The organism is Parageobacillus caldoxylosilyticus, from assembly GCF_019272935.1.
GTDB lineage: Bacteria > Bacillota > Bacilli > Bacillales > Anoxybacillaceae > Saccharococcus > Saccharococcus caldoxylosilyticus.
Map to the genome: position 1 here is coordinate 470700 of NZ_CP040553.1, position 25401 is coordinate 496100.

A 25401-nucleotide genomic window follows, 5' to 3' on the forward strand; every position below is an offset into this window, starting at 1 on the left:
CCGGCCATGCGAAAAAAAGGGCTTCCGTTTTGTGAAGTCCTTTTTTGTGCTATTTTGTTGAACGCGAAGAAACAGCTAAAAGCATTGCACCATACTGCCGCATTTTCTCGCCAACCGTGCATTGGTTGATGCAAAACGATTGCGCATATGTTTTTCCGTATTCTTTGCGAAAGGTGCTTTTTAAAAAACAGCCTTCACAATACGTTTGCTGCAATTCCGTAATTTTGTCTAATATTTCTTTTCGCTTGTTTAGCTTTTTCTCTCTCATTTTCTGTCTACCCTTTCTCCGTAAGTTCCATCATGCTTGTGATCATCTGCCCAGCGAGCGCCTGGCGGGCAAGCTGATCGGCTTCTTTATTTTGCTTTCGCGAAATCGGTTCATAAATCGGTTCAATCCCCAATTCGCTCATCTTTTCTTCGATGCGGTCGAGCCATGCGTTATAATCGTCTTCAAAACACGGCCAATCGCCGGACAGCTGCTTCAAAACAACGTGCGAATCCCCGCGGAAAGTGACTGGCAAATGATGAACGCCAAGCTCCTCAAGCATTTGCATTAAAAACCAAAATGCGGCGTATTCCGCTTCATTGTTGGACTTTAACTCATCAAGCTGGAGGTTGGCGCGCAAACGATATTGCTCATTGTTTTGCTTATAGTAAACGACGACACCGGCCCCACCTTTTGCGGTCGCATGATCAAAGCCGCCGTCAAAGTAAGCAATCACATCATGTGGTTCACTTTCCATTTCTTTTAAAAGCTTGTTTAACTCTTTTTTCGACCATATCCCACCATGATGGTCGATAAAATGAATTGCTTTCGCCCGTCCGGTTTTTTCGAAATCTTCAGCTAATGCCAGCGCCTCTTCCGCGCGGATAAAATCGGAAGTCAGCACCACTTCGCGTTTTTTTGGCGCTATATATGTCCACTGGATCCTAACGTCCAAACCATCGTCACCCTTCCATCGTCCATTCCGTACCGTATTTCCTATTTTTATTATACAATGATAGTCAAGAAAACATGTAAAGCAATCAATTCCCTTCTCATTACCTATTATTATGCAACATTTGCTTCGATATCAACATTCGATTTCATTGCACATATTTTTTCAAAAAATTGTGTTCTTTTTCATCGATTTATGATACACTATCGCTCGACTATGTTTATTTTTTGAAAAATGTGCATCCGTTAAGAAGAAAACAGAACGGGGGAATGGGGTTGAAAAAACGCTGGATCGCTGATATCAGCCTGCTGGCGGTGACATTCGTCTGGGGAGCGACGTTTGTCGTCGTGCAAAATGCGATTTCATTTCTTGAACCGCTTTCGTTTAATGCCGTCCGCTTCAGCTTAGCGGGAGTATTTTTGCTGCTATGGCTGGCAATTTTTCATCGTTCTCTTTTTCGGCATTATACGTGGCCGCTCATTCGCTCCGGCATATGGATGGGGCTGTGGCTGTTTAGCGGCTACGCTTTTCAGACGATCGGCCTGCTGTATACGACCTCGTCGAAAGCCGGATTCATTACCGGGCTCAGCGTCGTGCTTGTGCCGCTATTTTCGTTTCTCTTTCTCAAACAAAGACCGTCGCTTAACGCGGGAATCGGGGCGGTCATCGCCGCTGTCGGCCTTTATCTGTTGACGATTGGCGACGGGAAAATGGTGCCAAATCGCGGCGATGTATTCGTATTTTTTTGCGCTGTTTCATTTGCGATGCACATTATTGTCACCGGAAAGTATTCGTCCCGCTATTCAACGCTGTTATTAACGATGACGCAAATTTTTGCGGTAGCCGTCATGTGCGCCATATTTGCGTTTTTGTTTGAAGACGCGACGCAAATGTGGAATATCGCGGTGCTGCGGAAACAAGAAGTATGGAGCGCGCTGCTCATTACATCTTTGTTTGCCACCACCGCCGCCTTTTTAATTCAGACAAACTTTCAGAAATATACGACAGCCGCCCGCGTCGCCCTCATTTTTGCGATGGAGCCCGTTTTTGCCGCCCTGACCGCCTACATTTGGGCGGGAGAGCGGCTTACCGCTTCCGGAGTCATTGGCTGCATTGGTATTTTGGGCGGCATGATTCTTGCTGAACTTCCGCTGACGTGGATCCTTGGAAAATGGTGGCGGACAAAACGGCATTTTACTTCATGAACCTCTCCAGAAGCAGTGTTATGGTGGCCGCTTCGTTCAGCCGTTTTTTCTCATATTTTTTCACGTAAGGGTGATACTATGCCCGTGGAGGTGAGGGTGATGGCAAAAAACGGCGGCAAAAACCGTGGAACAAAGGCGCCCGGCGTCAACCCGCAAGGCTTTGGCCAAGATGCAGCATTTACTCCAGACCCGAAAAGCAAGCTAGAAGATGCGGCAAAACGGTCGAACACAAAATAAAAGCAGGCTTCCAATCGCGGAAGCCTGCTTTTGTTATGCTGTTTACTGTTTCACTTTCGCCAATTTTTCACGCAATACCATTGGCAAAATTCCGCCGTGGCGGTAATAATCGATTTCCACTTCGCTGTCAAAGCGGACGATGACTTCAAATTCTTTTTTCTCGCCCGTATCTGGATTTGTCGCCGTCACTTTGACAAGGTCGCGCGGTTTGACGCTTTCATCAATATGCACTTCGAATACTTCTTTGCCGGTTAAGCCGAGCGTTTCCGCGTTTTCCCCTTCTTTAAATTGCAGCGGCAGCACGCCCATGAGCACCAGGTTGGAGCGATGGATGCGCTCAAAGCTTTCCGCAATGACCGTTTTAATGCCAAGCAAGAACGTTCCTTTTGCCGCCCAGTCGCGGGAGCTTCCCATTCCGTAATCTTTGCCGGCAATAACCACAAGCCCTGTGCCGTCTTGTTTGTATTTCATGCATGCATCGTAAATCGACATGACTTCGCCTGTCGGCCAGTAAGTCGTATAGCCGCCTTCTGTGCCAGGAGCGATTTGGTTGCGGATGCGGATGTTTGCAAATGTACCGCGCATCATCACTTCATGGTTGCCGCGGCGAGACCCGTAAGAGTTGAAATCTTTCGGCTCGACGCCTTTCGAGATGAGATATTGACCAGCAGGTGTATTTTTGCCGATCGCCCCGGCTGGCGAAATATGGTCGGTTGTGACGGAGTCGCCGAATTTGCCGACGACGCGCAAGCCTTTGAGCGGTTCCACTTTGCGCACGTCTGGCGACAAGCCTTCAAAGAACGGCGGATTTTGAATGTATGTCGAGTTTTCATCCCATTGATAAAGCGGTTCATCCGTCGTTTCGATCGCATTCCAGCGCGGGTTGCCGTCGAACACGCGCTCATATTCTTTGCGGAACAATTCTGGGTCGACCGCTTGTTTGACGACTGCTTTGACTTCTTCCATCGATGGCCAAATATCGCTGAAGTATACATCATTGCCATCTTTATCTTTGCCGATTGGTTCGTTTAGCAGGTCGATGTCGACCGTACCTGCGAGCGCATAAGTGACAACAAGCGGCGGCGACGCCAAATAGTTTCCTTTCACTAACGGATGGATCCGGCCTTCGAAGTTGCGGTTGCCGGAAAGGACGCTTGTCACGAGCAAGTCGTTTTCGGCAATCGCTTTTTCCAGCTCTGGCGCGAGCGGTCCGGAGTTGCCGATACATGTCGTACAACCGTAGCCGACAATGTTAAAGCCGAGTTGCTCGAGATATGGAAGCAATCCCGAATCACGCAAATAGCCGGTTACGACTTTCGAACCTGGTGCGAGCGATGTTTTTACATATTTCGGAACTTGCAATCCTTTTTCCACCGCTTTTTTCGCCACTAAGCCAGCAGCAACAAGCACATATGGATTCGAAGTGTTCGTACAGCTTGTAATCGCGGCAATGACAACGGCTCCTGTTTTCATTTTCACTTCTTCGCCGTTTAACGTTACCGTAATTTCTTTGTCGAGGTCCGCTTCCGTCAATCCAAAGCCTTGGTTGCCTTGCGGCGCTTTTACTGCATCGCGGAACGCTTGTTTCATTTTCGAAAGCGGAATCAAATCTTGCGGACGTTTTGGTCCGGACAAATTGGTTTCGATTTCGGACAAGTTAATTTCGACAACATCCGTAAACACTGGCTCTGGCGCATCCGGAGTGTAGAATAAGCCGTTTGCTTTGCAGTAAGCTTCGACTACCTGGACATGATGTTCATCGCGGCCGGTTAGGCGCAAATAGTCAAGCGCTTCTGCGTCTACCGGGAAGAAACCGCATGTCGCACCGTATTCTGGAGCCATGTTTGCAATCGTTGCACGGTCTGCAAGCGGCAATGTCGCTACGCCTGGACCAAAGAATTCAACAAATTTGCCGACCACACCTTTTTTGCGAAGCACCTGCGTCACTTTTAGGGCAAGATCTGTCGCTGTGGAACCGTCCGGCAATTTTCCTGTTAAACGGACACCGATGACTTCCGGTACCGGGAAGTAAGAAGGTTGTCCAAGCATGCCGGCTTCCGCTTCAATTCCGCCGACCCCCCAGCCAAGAACGCCAAGACCGTTAATCATCGTCGTATGGGAGTCCGTGCCGACCAACGTATCTGGAAACGCTTCATATTCGCCGTTTTCCCCTTCTACGGTATGAACGACGTTAGCGAGATACTCTAAGTTGACCTGGTGGACAATCCCCGTTGCTGGCGGAACAGCACGATAGTTGTTAAACGCTTTCTGCGCCCATTTTAAAAACTTATAGCGCTCAGCGTTGCGCGCGAACTCTAAGTTCATGTTGTACTCTAACGCATCGTCCGTTCCAGCGCGGTCTACTTGCACAGAGTGGTCGATGACAAGGTCGACTGGAATTTCCGGGTTGATTTCATACGGGTCGCCGCCTAAATCCGCCATCGCTTTGCGCATCGATGCCAAGTCCACGACGGCTGGCACACCAGTGAAGTCTTGCAAAATAACGCGCGACGGCTTAAACGGAACATCAATGTCTTTCATTTCCGGTGTTCCCCATTTGGCAAGGTTTTCGACGTGCTCTTTTGTGATCACACGTCCATCTACCTGCCGAAGCACCGATTCTAATAACACTTTGATTGAGTACGGCAAACGGGAAATGTTGCCGATCCCTGCTTCTTCAAGCGCTTGCAAACGGTAATAGTTATATTTTTTACCGTTTACTTCAAATGAAGAGCGGGCGTTAAAAACGTCTTGTTTCGCCATATGTATTACCCCCTCACTTCAATACTATACTATTTTTTCGACGCAAAGTCGAAAAAATAGAACAAATTCTCCCAACACCCATAAAATTGGTACGTTTTTATCTTATTATAAGGACGATAAGTTGTAAATAGAATTTCGAAGGTTTTGTCATATTATCCCTTTTTTTAGAGGAGCATAAAGTTATCTTTCAGTCGCAAACTAGTACCGGAGGTGAAGAGGATGGGCAAACGAAAAGCCAATCACGTCATTCCGGGCATGAACGCGGCAAGCGCGCAAGGAATGGGAGCCGGCTATAATGAAGAATTTTCGAACGAACCATTGACAGAAGCGCAGCGCCAAAACAATAAGAGAAGAAAAAAGAATCAATAACTTTGCGTCCGTTTCGTCATCCCGGCCTTCCGTAAACGGTCGCAAACAAAAGGGAATGTCAGATGGTGACATTCCCTTTATTGTATTTCATTGACTTCATCGACAATCGCCTGCAAGTCGTTGCGAAACTTTTCGAGCTGCATCCGCTGTTTTTCCGAGGCGACTTCAAGCGCGTTGTTAATTTGTTCAAACGCCTCGTTCACCTCTTGCTTTAAATGGCTTAATTGATGGCCGTAATCGGCTTGGTCGCGCACCAAGTGGTCGTGCCATTCTTTTGCTTCCATCGTTGCCTTTTGCGCCGCTTGAAACGCTTCTTGTTTCGTTTTATGATAAGCCATGATTGCTTCCTCCTTTGCTAGTGGCGGTCATTCATTACTTATCGTTTCAAACGTGGCGCAAATTATACCGCGAATAATAAAAGAGGACTGCCGGCATGCTAATAAACAAAAGGAGGGGGATGGACATGACCAATAAAAACACAGGCACAGACATGCGCAAAAACGCGCCAAAGGGCGATAATCCGGGGCAGCCGGAGCCGCTGGATGGTTCGAAAAAAGTAAAAAACAGAAACCATACGCGGCAAAAACATAATTCCAGCCACGACATGTAATAAAGAATGATTTTTCGCTCCCGCCGCGAACCTTTTCGGGGATGCTGCATACGATAAACAACAGCGATACAGTTTAACATGCGGAGGGAGCTTTTCATCGTGCATAAAAATGGCGAAGAGCAAAATGAGCTGCGGCAGTGGCTTGACTTGTTATGCAACGATCCGCTTGCGCCTTTGTTGGACGAAATGATATTTCGCGTCGAAGTGCTCGAGACAGAGGAAGACTATATTATCGAAGCAGAGCTTTGCCATTGTCAAAAAGAACATATTATCGTACTTCGCGAAAACCGTTCCCTTTCCATTCAAATCCAGCAAAACGGCGGCATGGAAAAACAACGGACGATTTTACTGCCGTTTTCGCTTGCAGACAAATATATTTCCGCACATTTTTCCGCGCCCATTTTAGAAATTCGCATCAGCAAAAGCGCACGGCAAAGCGATGCGCAACCACAAGACAACACGGTCATCCATATAAACGAGTAGGCTCTTACCAACAGGGCTTTTTTGTTTACATAAAATATTTATCGAAAAATCACATCTAACGTAAAAAACCCAGCTTCGGTTTCCCTTGCTGGGCTCTACTATATTATCGTGCAGCTGTTCGTTTAAAAAATTGTGGCAAATACTCTTTATGCGCCTCTAGCATTTCGTCTAAGATTTGTTTGGCGATCGTATCCGACGGCACAAGCGGGTTGATCGTCATCGCCACCAGCGCCGTGTAGTAATCGCCGGTGACCGCTGCCTCTGCTGCGACGCGTTCAAACGATTTGATTTGCTGCACCAATCCGCGTACCGCAACTGGCAAATCACCAACAGCGATCGGTTTTGGGCCTTCTTTCGTGATGATGCAGTTTACTTCAACGGCAGACTCGCCTGGAATGCTGGCGATTGCACCGTTATTTCGCGTATTGACCGTCTGGATGTCCCGCTTGTCATTATAAATGGAACAAATCAGACTGCACGCTGCATCGCTGTAATAAGCGCCGCCTCGTTTTTCCAGCTGAGGAGGCTTCACGTTTAAATTCGAATCTTTATAGAGCTCAAACAGCTCTTTCTCCAATTTTTGAACCACTTCGGCGCGCGTTCCGACTTTTTTGGCAGCCTCTAATTCTTCCGCGAGCATTTTGCTCGTTTGGAAATAGTAACGATGGTATGGACATGGCAGCAGTTTCAACCCTTTTAGAAAATCGGGCTCCCAGCCAAGGTCGGCGATGTTGCGCATCGTCATGCCTGCTTTGTCGCTGCTTGTCAATCGATCGATGAGCTGATCCATAATATTGTTGCCGTCCAAGTAAACGTTAAGTCCAAACACCATATGGTTCAGCCCGGCAAAATCAATGTGCACACGGCTAGCATCGACATTGAAAAGCTTTGCCACTCCCATGCGCATACCAATCGGCACGTTACATAAACCGACTGCTTTTTTATGATCGCTATAACGCAGCACTGCTTCTGTCACCATGCCCGCCGGATTGGTGAAATTAATGAGCCAAGCATCCGGACAAAGCTCCTTCATGTCACGAATAATATCGAGGATGACCGGAATGGTTCTCAATCCTTTAAACAGCCCGCCCGGTCCGTTTGTTTCTTGGCCAATGACGCCGTATTTCAGCGGAATTCGTTCATCTTTCGCCCGCGCTTGCAGCCCGCCGACACGAATTTGCGTTGTCACAAAATCGGCACCCTCGAGCGCCCGGCGGCGGTCTAGCGTCAAATGAATGTCAATCGGTACTCCTGCTTTTTTTACCATTCGTCTCGCCAATTCGCCGACGATATTCAGCTTTTCCTCCCCTTCAGGAATATCGACAAGCCATAATTCACGGACAGGAAGCTCATGATACCGCTTAATAAATCCTTCGATTAATTCCGGCGTATAGCTCGATCCGCCACCAATCGTAACAATTTTTACTCCTTTGAAGCTCATATTTCTTCCCCTTCCTTATGTTGCAATGTTCCATACAGTTCGACAAACTCGTTGGCTAATTCTTTCACGGTAATCGCATTCATTAAATGGTCTTGCGCATGCACCATTAGTAGCGTAACACTCTCTTTCTGTCCCCTTGCCTCGTTTTGAATCAGCTTTGTCTGAATATGATGGGCGGCTTGTAATTCCTCCGCCGCCTTTTGCAGTTGCTTTCTTGCTTCGGCAAAGTCTCCTCTTTTCGCAGCAGCAATCGCCTCCATGGCATGACTTCTTCCGTTTCCTCCATGGAGAATGATTTGAAATACGATTTCCTCATATGTTTGCATATCGTTCTCTCCTACATTTGTTTTAATTCGCGATACGTGATCAATTTAACTCCGCAGTTTTCCAGTGCTTTCCGCACATACGGATCGGTTAAAATCGACAACTCGTTAATACGCTCGCTGCAATACGAACTGCCAGTAAACAAAGGAACATCAATGTAAGCTGGGTGGCACATCACTTCAACCGTTTGTCCATCATTCACTTCATCAAACAGGGACAAAAAATATTCTTTTGTTAAACCACGGCCATAAAACTGAGAAATAAATACATCAACTGTCCGCAAACGATGTGGTTTTTCAGAGCGTACCGGTCGAATCGGAAGATCATATTGCTCAGCCAGCTTCTGCACAATCGGGAATACACATGGATGTTCATGAACATGATGATGGCTGTCTATATGTGTCGGTGTTAATCCAAACGACAAAAACGTTTCCAGCTGCGCCGTAAGCTCCCGTTCGATATCATCCGGATCGGCGTAAAGCAGCTGCACATCACGCTTGCGAAACTCACCGTCTTCGTTGACTAACGAAGGGACATCCGCTAAAATCGGTTTCCCGCACGTTAAGACGAAGTGAATGCCTACCCCAAGCTCCGGATTCTCCTTTGCCAGACGGGCGGCATGTTCCGTCCCTGGCATGTTCACCATCATCGTTGTCGATGTGACAACGCCATGTTGAAACGCTTCTAAAATACCGTAGTTAACCCCTTTGGAATAGCCGAAATCGTCCGCATTGATAATGCAATAAATCACCATTTTCTTCGCCTCACATTTGCTTCGCCGTGTTCGAATCGGTTGGAATATCCGCCGTTCCTCTTTCTTCCGCCGCCTTCTGCCTATCCCACATCGCAAAAAACGGATAGTAAATGGCTAATGCAATGAAAAAGTTAATGATTTGCAAAATACTTCCGGAAATTTTTCCACCTGTCGCCAAATAACCGCTAATAATGATTGGAGTGGTCCATGGCACGGCGACGCCGCTCGGTTTGGCCACAAGTCCCGTCGCCATCGCCACATAGGAAACGATCGTCAACACAATCGGCACTAAAATAAATGGAATAATGAGAAGCGGGTTCATGACAATCGGCATGCCAAATGTAATCGGCTCGTTGATATTGAAAATGCCCGGGGCAATCGCCAATCTTCCCAAGCTTTTCAACTGCTGGCTTCGCGCCCTCAGCAGCATGGCGATCGCCAACGCTAGCGTTGCTCCCGATCCGCCGATATAAATCCAAAGGTCAAAAAATTGCTGGGTAATGACGTTCGGTAACTCGGCATGAGGGTTTTGCTGGAACACCATGCGGTTTTCATCCATCAGCGACAGCCAGATCGGTCCCATCACTCCCCCGACAATGGTCGCACCGTGCAAACCGGTTGACCAGAGCAACTGCACCAGCAGCACCGCTACAATGGCGCCAAATAAGCTGCCGCCTAACGCGCTTAGCGGCTTATTTAACAGCACCGTTACGATATTATGAAAGCTTTCAAATGGCGTAACCTCTAAAATTAAACGGGCAATCCAAATCACACAAAGCACGGCAAAACCCGGAATAAGCGCCACAAATGACCGCGATACGGCCGGCGGTACGCCGTCTGGAAGTTTAATCACAATATTTTTTTGGATAATTTTTCGATAAATTTCGGTGGAAACGATCGCTAGAATCATCGCGACAAACAGCCCTTTGCTGCCGACCCATTGCACCGGAATGCCGCCGCTGACCATAATCGCTTCTTTCGCGCCGTCCGAAACAAACGGCACTTTATAAGGGGTCGCCAATAAAAATGCCGCAAGCGAAATGGCGCCGGCTGACAGCGCGTCCACTTTATACTTTTCCGCCAGCCGATAGGCAACTCCGAAGCTGACCACCAGCGCCATAATGTCAAATGTCGCTCCGACTGGATACAGCAGCTTTTCTAACCAGTGATCACCGAACCAATTCGCCATAAATTCGTTATAGCCTGGAATGGGAAGATACCCAAGAATTAAAAATAAAGATCCGATAATTAACAATGGCATCGATAAAATAATTCCGTCACGAATGGCTTGAAGATGTCTTTGTTCGGCAATCCTTCCCGCTACCGGCATGATGTTCTTCTCTAACACACTGATAAACCGATTCATCCGTTGCGCCCCCTCTTATCGTTTTAGTCGCAAAGCAAAATCCAGCACACCAGCGCCATTGACACGCCCATAGTCGGCAGGATTAATTACATCAACCGGTATCCCGCGCGCCTCTCCTTCTTTTTTAAAATGCGACAGCTTATAACGAATTTGTGGCCCAAGCAGCACGACATCCGCCTGGTCTAGATGATCCTTTGCCTCATCGGCGGATACGGCCCAAATGTTTGCATCAAGCCCTTTTTCTTTCGCGGCTTGCTGCATTTTCGTCACCAATAAGCTGGTCGACATTCCTGCCGCACAGATAAGTAAAATATTCATTTTCTCATTCCTCCTTTTTTTGCTGTCACCGATTACATACGCAATATTCGTGTCAATGTAGAAAAACTTGGGAAAACAAGCCGACAGCATCAGTATGTTAAAGATAGCTAGAGTGTGTTTTGGTAACGCTTACAAACAAGTTGTAAAATGGAGTGGAAATTTACGTTTGTGTGTTATTTCTTTCGCTGCCGTAATGGAAAAACTCCATCATATAACACAGTTCATCTTAACTAACTTCTTTTTTCATTTGATGTTCTTCTTTATATTTTTGGTTGTCCCAAATTCTAAAGAACGGATAATAAAGAGCCGCTGATAAAGCCACATTAAATAATTGCAATATAGCCCCTGAAATCTTGCCTCCAGTAGCAAGGAATCCTCCAATTCCAACCGGAGTAGTCCACGGTACCATTACCCCAGCCGTTTTCGCGACTAAACCTAAATCCATTGCAAAGTATGATACACTGACAATGACAACAGGAACAAGAATAAATGGTATCATCATTATTGGGTTCATCACCATTGGCAATCCGAAAATAATTGGTTCGTTTATGTTAAAAAGCCCCGGAGCAATAGCTAGCCTGCCAAGTTGCTTTAATTGCTGACTACGTGATTTTAAAACAAGTAAAAGTGCTAATCCAAGTGTTGTACCAGATCCTCCTATGGAATAAAAGATATCCATAAACTGAACATTTACAATATTCGGAATTTCCTTTCCAGAAGTAAAGGCAATTCTATTCTCGTCTACAAGGGCTAACCAAATTGGAGACATAATTCCCCATACTATTGCTTGCCCATGAATACCAGTTACCCACAGCATTTGAGCGACCATAACCGCAATAATTGCTCCTGCTAATGAACCACCGAGCAATGAGAGTGGTTTACCTAATAGCGTTGAAACAATATTATGCATGTTTTCAAACGGCGTTACTTGAAGCAACAGTCTTAACAACCAAACAGTTAATATAACCGCAAAGCCCGGAAGCAGCGCAGCAAACGATTTAGCAACTGACGGCGGAACGCCATCTGGCATTTTAATAACTATATTTCTTTTCACAACAAATCGATAAATTTCTGTTGTAAGAATCGCAATAATAATGGCCACAAACATTCCTTTACTTCCTGTTAACGCAAGAGGAATACCAGTCACTTCATATGTTTTGTCCGCCCCTTCTGGAGTAAACGAAATTTTATAAGGTGTAACTAGCATAAAACACGCAACTGAAATTATCGCTATCGATAATGGATCTAACTGATATCTTTCAGCAAGACGGTATGCGACGCCAAAAGCAATAAAGATGGCAAGCAAGTCAAACGTTACTCCAACCGGATAAAGAAGATTGCTTTGCCAGGAGTCGCCGAATATATTTGCCATAAACGATTCATACCCTTTAATTGGTAAAAAACCGAGAATCAAAAATAAGGAACCGATCATAACTAACGGTACTGTCATTATAATTCCATCCCTGATGGCTTGAAGATGCCTCTGCTCCCCGACCTTCGCAGCAATCGGCATAAACTTTTCTTCTAGAAATCTCATGAATTGATTCATCCTTTTGTTCCCTCCCCCATAAAATGATTCGATTCCCCACGTTTTTCTGCGAATTTCTCCGATTTTCATGGACGACAAATGGTTTGGGTTATCCGATTGTAGAAATAATCCTGATCATCCCCCGCTTTGCTATAACGTGGCAAGTGAACGGACACGCCCCTTTAGTGTTCGGTACAGAAAAGCTCATCTTCAGCTTTTCATCGAATCAATCATTAAAGCCATTATTTTTCGAAACTTCTTTCATCCAATACGCGCTTTTTTTCATTGTTCGATTACGCGTTTTCAAATCCAACGAGATAAATCCATAACGGTTTTTATAAGCGTTTGTCCACGACCAATTATCAATAAAAGTCCATAAATGATATCCTTTCACATTGCATCCTTCCATGATTGCCTTATGAATCCACTTCAAATGACCTTTAATAAACTCGATTCTATAATCATCTTGGATTATTCCGTTTTGTAAAAATCTTTCTTCATCTTGCACACCCATTCCATTCTCAGATACAAAGCACGTAATATTTCCGTATTCATCTTTGAGTCTTTTTAGGAGATCATATATTCCTTTCTCATAAATCTCCCATCCGCGATAAATGTTCATGCGTCTACCAGGCATTTCATAATAGTCAAAAAACCACTCAGGCATAATAGGCGAATAAGGATTTGGCAAATGCTCTTTCGCTTTTACCCTTTTTGGCTGATAATAATTGACGCCAAGAATATCAACTTTATTATCCCCAATAAGTTCTTTATCTTCCTCTTCCGTATATGGCAAAAGATTGTATTCTCTCAACAAATCTACTAGTTCGCGAGGAAATTTTCCCTTTACTGAAGGATCTAAAAAGCTTCTATTAAAGAATAAATCAGCAATTTTGGCAGCTTTCACATCAGCTGGATGATTACTTCTTGGATAAACAGGCGATAAGTTTAAAATGACGCCAATTTTACCGTTTTTAATTTGAAGTTCTTTAAACACTTTAATAGCTTTGGCTTGTGCAACAATGGTATTATAAGCAACCTGAATCGCTCTCTTGAAATCAACAATATTAGGATAATGAACTCCATATAAATATCCTGCCTCGGCTGGTACGATTGGTTCATTATATGTAAACCATATTTTTACTTTATCACCAAACAATTCAAAACATGTTTTAGCGTATTCTACATAAGCGTCGACCACTTCTCGATTTTCCCAACCGCCTATTTTCTGCAATTCAAGCGGCATGTCAAAATGAAACAAATTAATAAACGGTTCAATTCCGTTAGCAATCAATTCATCGATCATATCATTATAAAAATCTACTGCTTTGCTGTTAATTTTTCCTACACCATTAGGTATTAATCTTGACCAAGAAATCGAAGTTCTAAATGAATTATGTCCAATTTCTTTCATCATTCGAACATCTTCTTTATATCGATGATAAAAATCAGTCGCAATGTCTGGACCAATACCATTAAAAAAACGTTCAGGCTCTTTTTCATACCAATAATCCCAGATACTCATTCCCTTGCCGTCTTCTCTAGAAGCGCCTTCCATTTGCGGTGCAGAAGACGCGCTGCCCCACCAAAAATCTTTTGGAAACTCATATTTCACCTTTTTATTTGTTTTTTCATCTCGAGCTAATGTTTTCTGACTTTCCATCTCATAACACCCCATTATTTCTTACTATTAAAACTTAAAGCAAATTCAAGTACTTTTTTACCGTTGACCATTCCATAGTCAACTGGATTAATTACATCGACCGGAATACCGTACGCTTCCCCCTCTTTTTTAAACTCTGCCAATTTGTAACGTACTTGCGGACCAAGCAAAAGCACATCTGCCTTGCCAATGTGTGCTTTTGCTTCATCAATAGAAACTGCCCAGATATTCGCATCAATCCCTTTTTCCTTAGCAGCTTGTTGCATTTTAGTGACAAGCAAACTGGTTGACATTCCGGCTGCACAAACTAATAAAATATTCATATTTTCTAACTCCTCCTTTTTTTGTTTTCATTATATTTTTGATGCAATATTCATATTCGTGTCAAAATAGGAAAAGTCCATGAAATTAAGATGGTTATTTTAGTGTGTTATATACATAAAAATCGTTTTATAGAAAGCGATTACAATTGTATTAACAAAAGATACGGTTGTGTGTTATTGTTTTTGTTTATAGTAGTCAAAAAACTCAGTTACATAACACAGTTCATCATCTAATGTATGAATATTGTATGCTCTCTCTAGTTCCAGCATTTGATACATAGTTTTAAGTTTAGTTAACATATTTAACATATTGGCGCGGTCGAGAAGCCAATTTCTTCGCGCTGACCCACCGATTTTCCCCTGCTGTCCATTCTTTTAATTTTTCATAGATCAGGTCGATCCGCTTCATGACGTGCTTTCCCCTATAACTATGTTACGAGACAGAAAGAGGAAAATACTTGTTTTTACCAAAGCAGCCGCAGCCCCACGTATAACAACGTTTGGACTGCTGGCTGTTTTCATGCAAAAAAGAGGATATCCCCTTTTTCGCAGGGGATATCCTCGCTTATTTTGCGAACACATGATGTCCGATGCGGATCGTGACTGGTCTTGACAGCATCCATTTATCTTTTGTGATTTTTGGATTATAAAAGTAGAGCGAACCGCGGCGGTCGTTCGGGAATAGCGATAGTGCTTTATCTACCGCAGCATAATCTTGTTTTGTTGGCTGAATGCGTGTTAGTTTTCCTGTTTTTACAGGAGCAAACGCATAGCCCGATTTTGTTTTTTGGTAAATAACGCCTTTAATGCTGTTTGGAAAGCCAGGATGTTTCACGCGGTTTAAAATAACGAGCGCAACTTCCACCTTTCCGGCAAACGGCTCGCTAAAGCCGGTTTCCGCGTGGACAAGCTGTGCCATTAGTTTTCGTTCTTCTGCACGAATAGAAAATTTCGGCTTTTTTGCGACAGGCTCCGCTGCTTGCTTCACAGCATGAGTTTTGGCCAGCCGCGGAACTTTGATTGTTTCGCCTGCAACAAGAACATCGCTTTTTCGATGATTTAAAGATTTTAACGCAGAAATGGTTGTTTTATATGTTTTAGCAAGTTTGTAAAAGGAGTCGTCTTTCTTCACCTTATAGTATGTATAAGTTGTTGCCGCATCTGTCGAATGAGAGGTAAAGCCGACGACCATAAAGCAAACTACTACGAGTGTTGCAAGAATTTTTTTCATCATCCTATTCCCCTCATAGTTTCTTTTTGGTTTGTCGTCTGCGTGTAATAGAGTACCATTTTTATAGATACATATCACTGGTTTACATTTCCATTTCACTACGATGACAATCGCTCACCCATTGATACATAGAGGATTGCGGCGTTTCTTTACATTTGCATTACATTTTGGTAACAGAACGTAAAAACGGGCTAATCTTGCCAAAACCCGCTTTTTTCGCAATAATGGTTGATAGATTGAAATTCGATGAGGTGGGAAGGATGCTGACAGGCTGGTTTCTTTGGTTTATTTTGTTTTGGAGCGTATTTTTGCTTGTCACGATGTCGATCGGCGGCTTTTTTATGTTTCGTAAATTTTTAAAGCGGCTGCCGAAAGAAGACGGAAAATCGGAATTAGACTGGCAGGAATATTATATTGAACAGACGCGGCATTTATGGGGAGAAGAAGAGAAGGCGCTTTTGGAAGAGCTCGTCAAGCCGGTTCCTGAGCTGTTTCGCGATGTCGCCCGGCAAAAAATCGCCGGAAAAATCGGGGAGCTGGCGCTAGAGGAAAACGCCTCCCGAATCACAAAAGATTTAATTATCCGCGGCTATATCATCGCCACCCCAAAACGCGACCATAAGTTTTTAATCCGTACGTTAAAAGAAAAACAAATTAATATTGCTCCTTACGAGCATTTGCTGCAAAGCAAATAGGCGAAACATGCTGGCATGTCCGTGAAGCGGCTGTCTGAAATAATAAAAAGCGGGGATTCTTCCCCGCTTTTTACGCATTTATGTCGTTAAAATCGGCGGCTGATATTTGAGGCGCCGCGCTAGTTTTTTATAGGAAATATACATGGCGATGCGCCATGGCACGATCATCGAAAAAGCAAGCAAATAAAACATGCCGCTTAACTGGCGGTAATCGATCGTGCGGCCCAAATAGGATTTCAATGCGAGGCGAATGAGGATCAAGCCGACTAAAATAAGCGCAAATGCTTTCGAGCGTTTCAAATAAATTTCGCCATCTCTAATTTCAAATTTCGACGTTTTAATAAGAAAAATGGAAAAAAACGCTCCGAGCACAATCGCCTCGATCAGCTCGCCTTTCGTCACGCGGAATACAGGGTCCAAAAACATAAGCGCGCCAGTGCTCATAAATATCGGCGGCAAAATAATCTTTTTCGCGTTTGTCGGTTTTTGCGATGCTTTCATGCGCACGAAGAATATAAAAAATGCCATGAATACCGCAATGAGCGATGTTATGATAGCCAAACGCATCATCCTCTTCTTTCAAGTTTATGATAATAGATAATGTTATTATAGCAAAAACCCACAAATTGTGCATATATCTATATGGTTATAGCAGACGGTTGATTGCCTCAAGCACGCGGTTTTCTTCAAACGGCTTTACAATAAAGTCAGCCGCGCCGGCCTCAATCGCCTCGACGACCATGCGCTGCTGCCCTATGGCCGAACAGATAATGATTTTCGCGTTTCGATCCACTTGCTTGATCGCGCGCACCGCCTCAATCCCATTCATCACCGGCATGGTAATATCAAGGATGACAACGTCTGGATGTAAACTCTGATATAACTCCACTGCCTCTTTTCCGTTTTCCGCTTCGCCGATGATCGTATGATTTGCTTTTTGCAAAATTTTTGCCAAGGTAATTCTCATAAACTTCGCATCATCCACAATAAGAATCCTTGCCATAGTATCCGCAATTCCCCCTAACCAACCAATTTAGAAGCCGGTAAATCCTCCAAAAATGCTTGTCGTGTACGCAATAATTTTCGTCATCCAATCGAAAAAGAGGATGACTCCCATCGCAATCATCACATATCCGCCGACTTTCACCATTTTTTCACTATGGCTGCGAATCCATTGCATTTTTCCAATAAAGAAAGAAAGGATAAAAAACGGCACGGCAAAGCCTAGCGAATAAGCGAGCATATACAGCATTCCCGATCCAGGATTGGTCGCTGCCAGCGCAATGACCGATACTAAAATTGGGCCGGTGCACGGCGTCCATCCCGCTGCAAACGCCATGCCAATGACGAGCGAGCCGATGAAGCCGGAAGGGCGTTCTTGAAAGGAAAGACGGCGGTCTTTCATTAAAAAGGACGGCTTCCATATTCCGACAATCATTAGTCCGAAAATCACAATAAGAATGGCGCCGATTTGCCGGATGAAATCCTGATATTCGCTAAACCATCGACCGACCAGCGAAGTGCCAAAGCCGATCGAAATAAAAATGAGCGAAAAACCAAGGAGGAAAAACAGCGTATGTAATAAACTGCGCCGCTGCATCATCCCTTTCTCTGTTTTCAGCTCACTTACCGATACACCGGTAATATAGGATAAAAACGCCGGATACAAAGGCAGGCAGCACGGAGAGATAAACGATAAAAAGCCGGCGCCAAACGCCAAAAATACATTGACATCTGTCATTGTTTTATTCAACCCCTACCCATTTTTTATTTTTATTGTAGCAAAAATAGGCTTATTAGTAACGTATTTGCCTAGCATCATGGGTATATTTCTATTTTCTCTTTTTGCATTAACTTGCAAAATAGTATACAATACAATCACCTACAATAAATTTTGGATCATGAAAGGAACTGTTTTTCCGTGATTAAAAACGAAATTTTAACATTAATTGAGCAAAAACGGATGGAACTTGTAGAAATTGTCGCGAAAAACGGATTGAACTCGGCCGCCGCCATTCAAATAAGCAAAGAACTGGATTCGCTTCTGAACGCTTATAACCGACAGAAGCGCAAGCAAAAAAGCGCTGCCCAATAATCAAGCGGGAACAGCGCTTTTTCTTTTTATACGTACTCTTGTGCATCTACTAGGCCATTTTGCAATAAATACATTTTATAATACAGCCCTTTTTGCGCCAGCAGCTCTTGGTGCGTCCCCCGTTCGACAATTTCGCCGCGATGGAGCACGAGAATTTGGTCGGCGTCTTGGATCGTGGACAGACGGTGGGCAATCGCAATCGTCGTCCGTCCTTTCCGCATTTTTGCAAGCGCCTCTTGAATTGCTCCTTCCGTTTCTGTATCAATATTGGCCGTTGCTTCGTCCAGCACCAATATTTTCGGATTTGCCGCGATCGTGCGCGCAAAAGAGACTAGCTGCCGCTGTCCGCTTGAGAAAGTAGCCCCTCTTTCCACCACTTGATGGTCGTATTTGTCCGGCAGCTTTTCAATAAACGTATCCGCCTGCACATAACGGGCGGCTTTGACGATTTGCTCATCGGTTAATGAATGGTTGTACATACGGATGTTGTCTTTAATCGTTCCATAAAAGAGAAACGGGTCCTGCAGCACAAGGCCGATATGTTTGCGCAGCTCCTCGCGCGAATAATCGCGAATCGATATGCCGTCAATGAGAATATCGCCGCGGTCAAATTCGTAAAAGCGCATTAACAAATTAATAATCGAACTTTTTCCGCTCCCGGTATGCCCGACAAGGGCGACCGTTTCTCCCGGTTTGACGATAAAGGAAATATGTTTCAGCACATCACGTTTTCCGTCATAGGAAAAACTGACATCGCGAAACTCAATTTTTCCTTCTTGAATGACAGCCTTGGATGTTTCCGCGTTTTGCGGCGCCAATTCTTCATGATCCAAAAGGGCAAAGACGCGTGCGCCGGAAACAATCGCCTGCTGGTACAGCGACAGGCGCATCATCATTTGCGTCACCGGTTCGAAAAAGCGCTCCAAATAGTTGACAAACGCGTACAGCACCCCGATTTCCACCGGGCTTTCTTGCGCGGAAATGCCGAAAAAGCTTAACACAACGATAATCGATGCAATATAGACGAAATCGATCGCCGGACGCAATAATAGTCCGTCGATTTTAATGTTTTTCATGCCTGCTGCATAATGTTTGTCGTTGATTTGCGCAAATTCTTGGTAAAGACGTTTTTGCTGGCGGAACACTTGAATGATCGCCATTCCTTGCAGCGACTCGTTTAATTTTGCGTTCAACTCGCTGAGGCGCTCGCGCATGTCTTTATAAAAAATCGAACTATAATGACGATATAATTTCATAATCCAAATAATGACCGGCAAAATAAACAAACAATAAAGAGCGAGGCGCACGTTGAGCGAAAACATGGCGATAAATACGCCGATGACAAATACGCCGTTTTGAATAAAAGCAGCAAGGACGCTGATGAACATGTCTTTGATCGCTTCCGTGTCATTTGTCACGCGCGAAACAATGCTTCCGCCCGGCGTACGGTCAAAATAGCTCATGCCAAGCTGATGCACTTTTGTAAACACGTCCATCCGCAGCGCTTGAATCACTTCAAGCGCCAGCTTTTGAAACTTGACGAGCTGAAAGTAAGAAATCACCGTTTTCAAGAGCAGCACAGCGGTATAGATCGCCGCCAGCCAAAGCAATGGAGCAAAATCCAAGCGCCGCGGCGTTAAATAGTCGTCGATAAATATTTTGACTAAATACGGCCCGACAAGCTCCCCTGCGGTCGCAAGCACCAGCAGGGCAAAGGCGAGCGCCGTGTCTTTCCTGTACCGGCGCATATAAGCAAGCAGTCTCCATAACACTTGCCGTTGTTCTTTTGGGGTTAACGGTTTATCGTTCATATTTCTCCTCCCTGTTCGACTAACGATTCGAGCTGTTGCCGCTCGTACATGTCACGATACCATCCGCGTTCTCGCATCAATTGTTCATGCGTTCCCATTTGCACAATCCGTCCCCCATCGAGCACAACAATCAAGTCGGCGTGCTGAATTGCGCTCAAACGGTGGGCGGTAATGATCGTCGTTTTTCCGGCACGTTTTTCTTTTAAAGCGGATAAAATCCGTTCCTCCGTCTTGGCATCCACCGCCGACAGCGAATCATCCAAAATAAGCACTTCCGGATTCATTAGCAGCGCACGGGCGATCGAGATTCGTTGCTTTTGGCCGCCCGAGAGGGAAACGCCTCTTTCGCCGACAATCGTGTCGTAGCCATCAGCAAACTGCATAATATCGCCATGGATATTGGCCAGCTTCGCCGCCTTCACCACTTCTTCTTCGCTCGCTTCCGGCTTGGCAAATGCAATATTTTCCCTTACCGTTGCCGAAAACAGAAAATGGTCTTGCGGCACGTAGCCGATCGCCGCACGCAGCGCATCTAATGTATATTCGCTAATTTCGTGGCCGCCAAAGCGGATTTCTCCTTCATACTGGTCAAATTCGCGCAGCAACAGCTTCAGCAGCGTCGTTTTCCCCGCCCCTGTTTTTCCAACAATGCCAAGCGTTTGGCCGCGCCGCAGACAAAAACGGATATTTTCCAAGGAGGGACGGGATTCATTTGGATAGGTAAATTGTCGAATGTCATAAACGATATCGCCGGTCGGAGGCGCAGTAATCGCGTTTTCCGCCTCTTGAATTTCTTCTTTCTCGGCAAGAAGCGCACGGATGCGGTCGTAGGAGGCCCGCCCGCGCTCGACAATGTTAAACAGCCAGCCAAACGCCAGCATCGGCCATATGAGCAGACCGAGATATGTCGTAAACGACACAAGCTCCCCGATCGTTAATTCTCCCGCAATGACCATTTTGGCTCCGAACGTAACTGCTAAAAAAAACGAAATGCCAACGATCAATGAAATCGTCGGGTCAAACAAGGCGTCGATTTTCGCAACCGCCACGTTTTTCACAACCACCTCTTCCGACTGCTTGCGAAACGATTCGACGTCCTCTTGTTCATAGCCAAACGATTTAATGACACGAATGCCGCTGATGCTCTCTTGCACTTTATCGTTTAAAGAGGAAAACGCTTCTTGCGCCTTTAAAAAGCGCTTATGCAAAATCGTCCCGTAACGGCTTGTGGCAACCGCCATGATCGGCATTGGCAGCAAACTGATGATCGTTAATTTCCAGCTGATGGTCAGCGCCATCGTCGCCAGCACGAAGCTGCCGAGCGTCAAGGAGTCGACAAGCGTCAAAATTCCGCTTCCCGCCGTCTGCTGGATCGCCTGCAAATCATTGGTCGCATGCGCCATTAAATCGCCGATTCGTTTCCGCTGATAAAAAGACGGCGACATTTTCGTAAAGTGGGCATACAGCTCGTTGCGAAGCTGGCGCGCCAGTTTCACTGCAGAACCAAAAATTAAAATCCGCCACCAATAGCGCAATATATACAACACAACCGCTACAGACAGCAAAACGGCCATCCAGCGGACAAGCACCGTTTTTGCCATCGTTCCTTCCTTAATATGATCGATGACGATTCCGATTACTTTCGGCGGAATCGTTTCTAAAAACGCTACGACAATAAGAATAAAAATCCCTGTAAGATAAGCTTTTTTCTCCTGGCGGAAAAACCAGAATAAATCGCGAAAGACTGTCATTCCAACCTCTCCCATCCTTCTCATCGAAGTCGCTATATTATTGTAGCAAAAATAGGAAAATTCCAAAAGATCATTTTTCCAAAATAAAAAGACACTCCCGATCGAGTGCCTGTCTAATGTTTATTTAAGATGATTGTTCATCATTTTCATCATCTGGTTGATTTTCTTCTGTGATGGCGTCATCCCCATTTGCATCATCATCATGCGGATCATTTGCTCATTAATTGGCGGATTTTTCTTTAAATAGTTCATCATCGTTTTGCGGGCAATGAAAAATCCTAGCGCCGTTCCGGCAATAAGCGCTAGAATGCCAACGAGAATCGTTGTCAACATACAGCTATTTCCTCCTTCATGTTGTCTATCTAACAGTGTACTAAACCATGTGGTATTATACAATATTTCCTGACAAAAATCTTTTATTTACGCAAATTTTCTTCTGTCCGCTAGTTGAGTCAGCCAACCGTAGTCACCAAAATCGGCGTCGACCGCTAAAAAAGAAGGGGAAACTTGCGCAAGCGCGTGGCAAATGTCGTCAGCGGCTGATGGACTGTCAGTGACAAGAAGCAGGCGTCGCTTTTGCACGATAAGCAGTGCTTCATCCCCGATTTCATTTTTCAATATAAACATATTACGCTCTAAATTTTTGCCGACGCTGCCGGCAAAATATTGTTTCAATCCTAATTCCAATCGGGAAAACGATAACCGTTCGGTAATAAATTCGACTTGTTTTCGGCAAATGCTTTTTAGCGGCGCTTTTGCGACTTGGTGCTCACGCAATAGTTCGACAATCTTTTCCGTACGATCGCGGTAATAGCTTGCCACCTCTTCATTTAGCAAATAAATCCAATAGCGCACCATTTCCCATCCCCCGTTTCTATTTATTCGTTTATTTCTATTATAAAAAAACAAAAGAGAAAAATATGTCTATTAACGAAAAATTTTTCCACTAACATTGTCGATTTTTTGCATAACAAAAGCTGTCTCCGTCCCAAAGGCGAAGACAGCTTTCTTTTGCTATTTGCCAAGCAATGCTTTGACCCGTTTTACGACATTCTCGACCGTAAATCCGTACTCTTCCATAATTTTCTCCCCTGGTGCCGAAGCGCCGAAGCGGTCAATCGCTAAAATATCACCTTCCTCGCCGACGTAGCGCTCCCAGCCGAGCGACGCGGCCATTTCGATCGCCAACCGTTTTTTCACCGCGCGCGGCAGCACTTGTTCTTTATAATCGGCAGACTGCTTTTCAAAGCGATCCCAGGAAGGCATGCTGATGACGGAAACGTGAATGCCTTCTTCGGCCAGTGCTGCTTGCGCTTTGACGGCAAGGCTTACTTCCGATCCGGATGCGAGCAGCAGCGCTTCCGGCTGGCCGTTTTTCGCCTCCGCTACCACATATGCCCCTTTTTTCACGCCTTCATACGCCCGCTCTGCCGTATTCGGCAGCGTCGGCACGTTTTGCCGCGTCAATACCAGTGCGGTAGGATGATCGGTTGCTTCCAGCGCCAGCCGCCATGCCGCCGCCGTTTCATTCGCGTCAGCCGGACGAATGACCGATAAATTCGGCATTGCTCTTAATGACGCCAAATGCTCGACCGGCTCGTGCGTCGGGCCATCTTCGCCGACGGCAATGCTGTCATGCGTCAGCACGTACGTAACCGGCAAGCCCATTAAGGCAGCGAGGCGGATGGCAGGACGCAAGTAATCGGAGAACACAAAGAACGTACCGCCGAATACTTTCAGACCGCCGTGCAGCGCCATTCCGTTTAAAGCCGCGCCCATCGCAAATTCGCGCACACCAAACCAAATGTTGCGGCCGTCATAGCTTTCCGGCAAAAAGTTGCCCGCGCCTTTCATTAATGTTTTGTTGGAGCTAGCCAAGTCAGCCGAACCGCCAAATAGTTGCGGAACCGCTTTTGCAATCGCGTTGATCACTTCCCCGGAAGCGGCGCGCGTTGCCAAGCTTTTCCCTTCTTCATACACTGGAAGCGATTTTTCCCATTCTTCTGGAAGTTCGCCATTGATCGCCAATTTCAATTGGTTCGCTAAATCCGGATATGCTTTCTCATACGCAGCAAACAGCTCATTCCATTCCGCTTCTTTTTTCTCGCCTGCTTCCTTGACCACTTCGCGGAAATGGTCGTATACTTCTTGCGGCACATAAAAATCTTCGGCAAAGGTCCATTGATATGCTTCTTTTGTCAGTTTTGCCTCTTCGGCTCCAAGCGGTGCGCCGTGCACATTGGAAGTTCCTGCTTTATTTGGCGCGCCGTAACCGATCGTCGTTTTCACTTCAATCAGCGTCGGACGGGTTGTATCTGCTTTCGCTTCTTCCAGCGCTTTTGCAATTTCTTCGATATCATTGCCGTCTTCGACGCGCAAATATTGCCAGCCATATGCTTGAAAGCGCTGCTGTACATTTTCGGAGAAGGAAAGACGTAATTCACCATCAAGCGAAATATCGTTCGAATCGTACAGAACAATCAAGCGGCCAAGTTTTAAATGCCCCGCTAATGACGCTGCTTCGGAAGCGACCCCTTCCATTAGATCGCCGTCGCCGCAAATTGCATATGTGTAGTGGTTAACAATTTCAAAACCTTCGCGGTTATATGTAGCTGCCAAATGACGCTCCGCCATCGCCATGCCAACGGCCATTGCAATCCCTTGGCCAAGCGGACCAGTCGTTGCTTCCACTCCCGGCGTATGTCCGTATTCCGGATGTCCCGGCGTTTTACTGCCCCATTGGCGGAATTGTTGAATATCTTCCATAGAAACGTCGTAACCGCTTAAATGAAGCAAGCTGTATAGCAGCATCGAGCCATGGCCCGCCGATAAAACAAAACGGTCGCGGTTAAACCATTTCGGGTTGCTCGGATTATGATTCATAAATTTCGTCCACAGCGTATACGCCATCGGGGCGGCGCCCATCGGCATTCCCGGATGCCCGGATTTTGCCTTTTCGATCGCGTCGATGGACAAAGTACGGATCGTTGTAATCGCTAGTTCCTCGATCGTATGCGGCATATCTTTCCATCCTTTCATCAACATAGTTTCAATTCTATCATATAGAAAATTGCTCCAGATGTACAATATTAAGTGGCGCATAAAACAGAAAAAGAAAGCATCTTTTTATAGCATGCTTTCTTTTTCCAACAATATTAATTCATCCGCTTCTTTTGGCTTTCTTTTAACTTTTTCGGCGTGACATCATTGCCGTTAGGGTCGATGACCGTGACCGAATGAAGCATATGAACCATCGTTTCACGAAACACCTGAATATATTCTTGGCGAAGCTGCTGCTGTTCCAACGCTTCGTCTGCCGTCAAACCAGCCGTTTTTGCCTTTTTCGCCAATTCATTAATTCGTGCGATTTTTTGTTTCGATAACATGACTGCCTCCACCTACGTTTCCTATTGTTGTTACGCTCCCATCTTATAGGACAAAAAGAAAAATTGCAACGGTCCTGCTTTTTCGTCCGCAAGCTGCAAAAGGCGCCTGC

Annotated in this window: 29 protein-coding genes; 7 read left to right on the top strand and 22 right to left on the bottom strand. The window is 45.3% G+C overall.

Annotation, left to right across the window (positions count from 1 at the left end):
- Positions 1 to 49 precede the first annotated feature (49 nt).
- Together BV455_RS02375 and BV455_RS02380 are read right to left on the bottom strand one after the other, a co-directional pair.
- Complete coding sequence (locus tag BV455_RS02375) at positions 50 to 268, bottom strand: zinc-finger domain-containing protein (protein ID WP_017434991.1); 219 nt, start codon at positions 266 to 268, stop codon at positions 50 to 52.
- A 7-nt stretch (positions 269 to 275) separates the two neighbouring features.
- Positions 276 to 941 (bottom strand): ribonuclease H family protein, encoded by a 666-nt coding sequence (locus tag BV455_RS02380; RefSeq protein ID WP_042410326.1) that lies wholly within the window; start codon positions 939 to 941, stop codon positions 276 to 278.
- A 272-nt stretch (positions 942 to 1213) separates the two neighbouring features.
- Here BV455_RS02380 and BV455_RS02385 point away from each other — a divergent pair, with 272 nt between their 5' ends.
- Positions 1214 to 2143 (top strand): DMT family transporter, encoded by a 930-nt coding sequence (locus BV455_RS02385; RefSeq protein WP_042410330.1) that lies wholly within the window; start codon positions 1214 to 1216, stop codon positions 2141 to 2143.
- A 99-nt stretch (positions 2144 to 2242) separates the two neighbouring features.
- Positions 2243 to 2380, top strand: a complete 138-nt coding sequence (gene sspL / locus BV455_RS02390; protein WP_017434994.1) for a small, acid-soluble spore protein L — start codon at positions 2243 to 2245, stop codon at positions 2378 to 2380.
- A gap of 42 nt (positions 2381 to 2422) precedes the next feature.
- On the opposite strand, the gene acnA is transcribed toward sspL, so the two are convergent.
- On the bottom strand, positions 2423 to 5143 hold the full coding sequence (acnA, locus tag BV455_RS02395) for an aconitate hydratase AcnA (protein WP_042410332.1): 2721 nt from the start codon (positions 5141 to 5143) through the stop codon (positions 2423 to 2425).
- Between the two features lie 219 nt (positions 5144 to 5362).
- On the opposite strand from acnA, the gene sspO reads away from it, so the two are divergent.
- Positions 5363 to 5512 (top strand): small acid-soluble spore protein O, encoded by a 150-nt coding sequence (sspO, locus tag BV455_RS02400; protein WP_175243528.1) that lies wholly within the window; start codon positions 5363 to 5365, stop codon positions 5510 to 5512.
- A gap of 77 nt (positions 5513 to 5589) precedes the next feature.
- Here the strand turns inward: sspO and BV455_RS02405 are convergent, their stop codons facing one another.
- Positions 5590 to 5850, bottom strand: coding sequence for a hypothetical protein (locus BV455_RS02405; protein ID WP_218687725.1), 261 nt, complete (start codon positions 5848 to 5850; stop codon positions 5590 to 5592).
- Between the two features lie 125 nt (positions 5851 to 5975).
- Between BV455_RS02405 and BV455_RS02410 the strand changes: the two genes are divergently transcribed.
- Positions 5976 to 6122, top strand: coding sequence for a small acid-soluble spore protein P (locus BV455_RS02410; protein WP_017434999.1), 147 nt, complete (start codon positions 5976 to 5978; stop codon positions 6120 to 6122).
- 99 nt (positions 6123 to 6221) lie between these two features.
- Complete coding sequence (locus tag BV455_RS02415; RefSeq protein ID WP_017435000.1) at positions 6222 to 6605, top strand: Hsp20/alpha crystallin family protein; 384 nt, start codon at positions 6222 to 6224, stop codon at positions 6603 to 6605.
- 103 nt (positions 6606 to 6708) lie between these two features.
- Here BV455_RS02415 and BV455_RS02420 read toward each other — a convergent pair whose 3' ends face one another.
- The 9 genes from BV455_RS02420 to BV455_RS02460 form a co-directional block, all read right to left on the bottom strand.
- On the bottom strand, positions 6709 to 8046 hold the full coding sequence (locus BV455_RS02420) for a 6-phospho-beta-glucosidase (RefSeq protein WP_017435001.1): 1338 nt from the start codon (positions 8044 to 8046) through the stop codon (positions 6709 to 6711).
- Entirely contained in the window at positions 8043 to 8372 is a 330-nt protein-coding gene (locus BV455_RS02425) for a PTS sugar transporter subunit IIA (protein WP_017435002.1), read from the bottom strand. Before BV455_RS02425 ends, BV455_RS02420 begins: the two co-directional genes overlap by 4 nt.
- An 11-nt stretch (positions 8373 to 8383) precedes the next feature.
- Positions 8384 to 9124, bottom strand: coding sequence for a chitin disaccharide deacetylase (chbG, locus tag BV455_RS02430; protein ID WP_218687726.1), 741 nt, complete (start codon positions 9122 to 9124; stop codon positions 8384 to 8386).
- Positions 9125 to 9134: 10 nt separating this feature from the next.
- Positions 9135 to 10490 (bottom strand): PTS cellobiose transporter subunit IIC, encoded by a 1356-nt coding sequence (celB, locus tag BV455_RS02435; RefSeq protein ID WP_081160114.1) that lies wholly within the window; start codon positions 10488 to 10490, stop codon positions 9135 to 9137.
- Positions 10491 to 10505: 15 nt separating this feature from the next.
- Entirely contained in the window at positions 10506 to 10808 is a 303-nt protein-coding gene (locus tag BV455_RS02440; protein ID WP_218687727.1) for a PTS sugar transporter subunit IIB, read from the bottom strand.
- 226 nt (positions 10809 to 11034) lie between these two features.
- The gene (gene celB / locus BV455_RS02445; RefSeq protein WP_042412163.1) at positions 11035 to 12357 is read right to left on the bottom strand and encodes a PTS cellobiose transporter subunit IIC; all 1323 of its coding nucleotides are present in this window, start codon (positions 12355 to 12357) and stop codon (positions 11035 to 11037) included.
- Positions 12358 to 12562: 205 nt separating this feature from the next.
- Positions 12563 to 13999, bottom strand: a complete 1437-nt coding sequence (locus BV455_RS02450) for a glycoside hydrolase family 1 protein (protein ID WP_218687728.1) — start codon at positions 13997 to 13999, stop codon at positions 12563 to 12565.
- Between the two features lie 14 nt (positions 14000 to 14013).
- Positions 14014 to 14322 (bottom strand): PTS sugar transporter subunit IIB, encoded by a 309-nt coding sequence (locus BV455_RS02455; protein ID WP_017435008.1) that lies wholly within the window; start codon positions 14320 to 14322, stop codon positions 14014 to 14016.
- Between the two features lie 565 nt (positions 14323 to 14887).
- Positions 14888 to 15556 (bottom strand): cell wall hydrolase, encoded by a 669-nt coding sequence (locus BV455_RS02460; RefSeq protein ID WP_218687729.1) that lies wholly within the window; start codon positions 15554 to 15556, stop codon positions 14888 to 14890.
- 257 nt (positions 15557 to 15813) lie between these two features.
- On the opposite strand from BV455_RS02460, the gene BV455_RS02465 reads away from it, so the two are divergent.
- A complete protein-coding gene (locus tag BV455_RS02465) occupies positions 15814 to 16248 on the top strand; it encodes a DUF2621 domain-containing protein (protein WP_061580166.1) in 435 nt (144 codons plus the stop codon).
- A gap of 78 nt (positions 16249 to 16326) precedes the next feature.
- Here the strand turns inward: BV455_RS02465 and BV455_RS02470 are convergent, their stop codons facing one another.
- The 3 genes from BV455_RS02470 to BV455_RS02480 form a co-directional block, all read right to left on the bottom strand.
- Positions 16327 to 16809 carry a CcdC family protein gene (locus BV455_RS02470; protein WP_061580187.1) on the bottom strand — a complete coding sequence of 161 codons (483 nt, stop codon included), beginning with the start codon at positions 16807 to 16809 and terminating at the stop codon, positions 16327 to 16329.
- A gap of 85 nt (positions 16810 to 16894) precedes the next feature.
- Positions 16895 to 17251, bottom strand: coding sequence for a response regulator (locus BV455_RS02475; RefSeq protein WP_218687730.1), 357 nt, complete (start codon positions 17249 to 17251; stop codon positions 16895 to 16897).
- Positions 17252 to 17281: 30 nt separating this feature from the next.
- Positions 17282 to 17989: a cytochrome c biogenesis CcdA family protein gene (locus tag BV455_RS02480; RefSeq protein WP_042412050.1), complete on the bottom strand. Its 708-nt coding sequence runs from the start codon at positions 17987 to 17989 to the stop codon at positions 17282 to 17284.
- 180 nt (positions 17990 to 18169) lie between these two features.
- Between BV455_RS02480 and BV455_RS02485 the strand changes: the two genes are divergently transcribed.
- Positions 18170 to 18343, top strand: coding sequence for an aspartyl-phosphate phosphatase Spo0E family protein (locus BV455_RS02485; protein ID WP_017435015.1), 174 nt, complete (start codon positions 18170 to 18172; stop codon positions 18341 to 18343).
- 26 nt (positions 18344 to 18369) lie between these two features.
- Here BV455_RS02485 and BV455_RS02490 read toward each other — a convergent pair whose 3' ends face one another.
- From BV455_RS02490 to BV455_RS02515, 6 genes are all read right to left on the bottom strand, one after another.
- On the bottom strand, positions 18370 to 20154 hold the full coding sequence (locus BV455_RS02490; protein ID WP_061580168.1) for an ABC transporter ATP-binding protein: 1785 nt from the start codon (positions 20152 to 20154) through the stop codon (positions 18370 to 18372).
- Complete coding sequence (locus BV455_RS02495; RefSeq protein ID WP_218687731.1) at positions 20151 to 21905, bottom strand: ABC transporter transmembrane domain-containing protein; 1755 nt, start codon at positions 21903 to 21905, stop codon at positions 20151 to 20153. Before BV455_RS02495 ends, BV455_RS02490 begins: the two co-directional genes overlap by 4 nt.
- A 120-nt stretch (positions 21906 to 22025) precedes the next feature.
- Positions 22026 to 22238, bottom strand: coding sequence for a YneF family protein (locus BV455_RS02500; protein WP_017435018.1), 213 nt, complete (start codon positions 22236 to 22238; stop codon positions 22026 to 22028).
- An 87-nt stretch (positions 22239 to 22325) separates the two neighbouring features.
- Positions 22326 to 22763, bottom strand: a complete 438-nt coding sequence (sirA, locus tag BV455_RS02505) for a sporulation inhibitor of replication protein SirA (protein WP_017435019.1) — start codon at positions 22761 to 22763, stop codon at positions 22326 to 22328.
- Between the two features lie 156 nt (positions 22764 to 22919).
- Positions 22920 to 24926, bottom strand: a complete 2007-nt coding sequence (tkt, locus tag BV455_RS02510) for a transketolase (protein ID WP_017435020.1) — start codon at positions 24924 to 24926, stop codon at positions 22920 to 22922.
- 134 nt (positions 24927 to 25060) lie between these two features.
- Entirely contained in the window at positions 25061 to 25291 is a 231-nt protein-coding gene (locus BV455_RS02515) for a DUF896 domain-containing protein (protein WP_017435021.1), read from the bottom strand.
- Between the last annotated feature and the right edge of the window lie 110 nt (positions 25292 to 25401).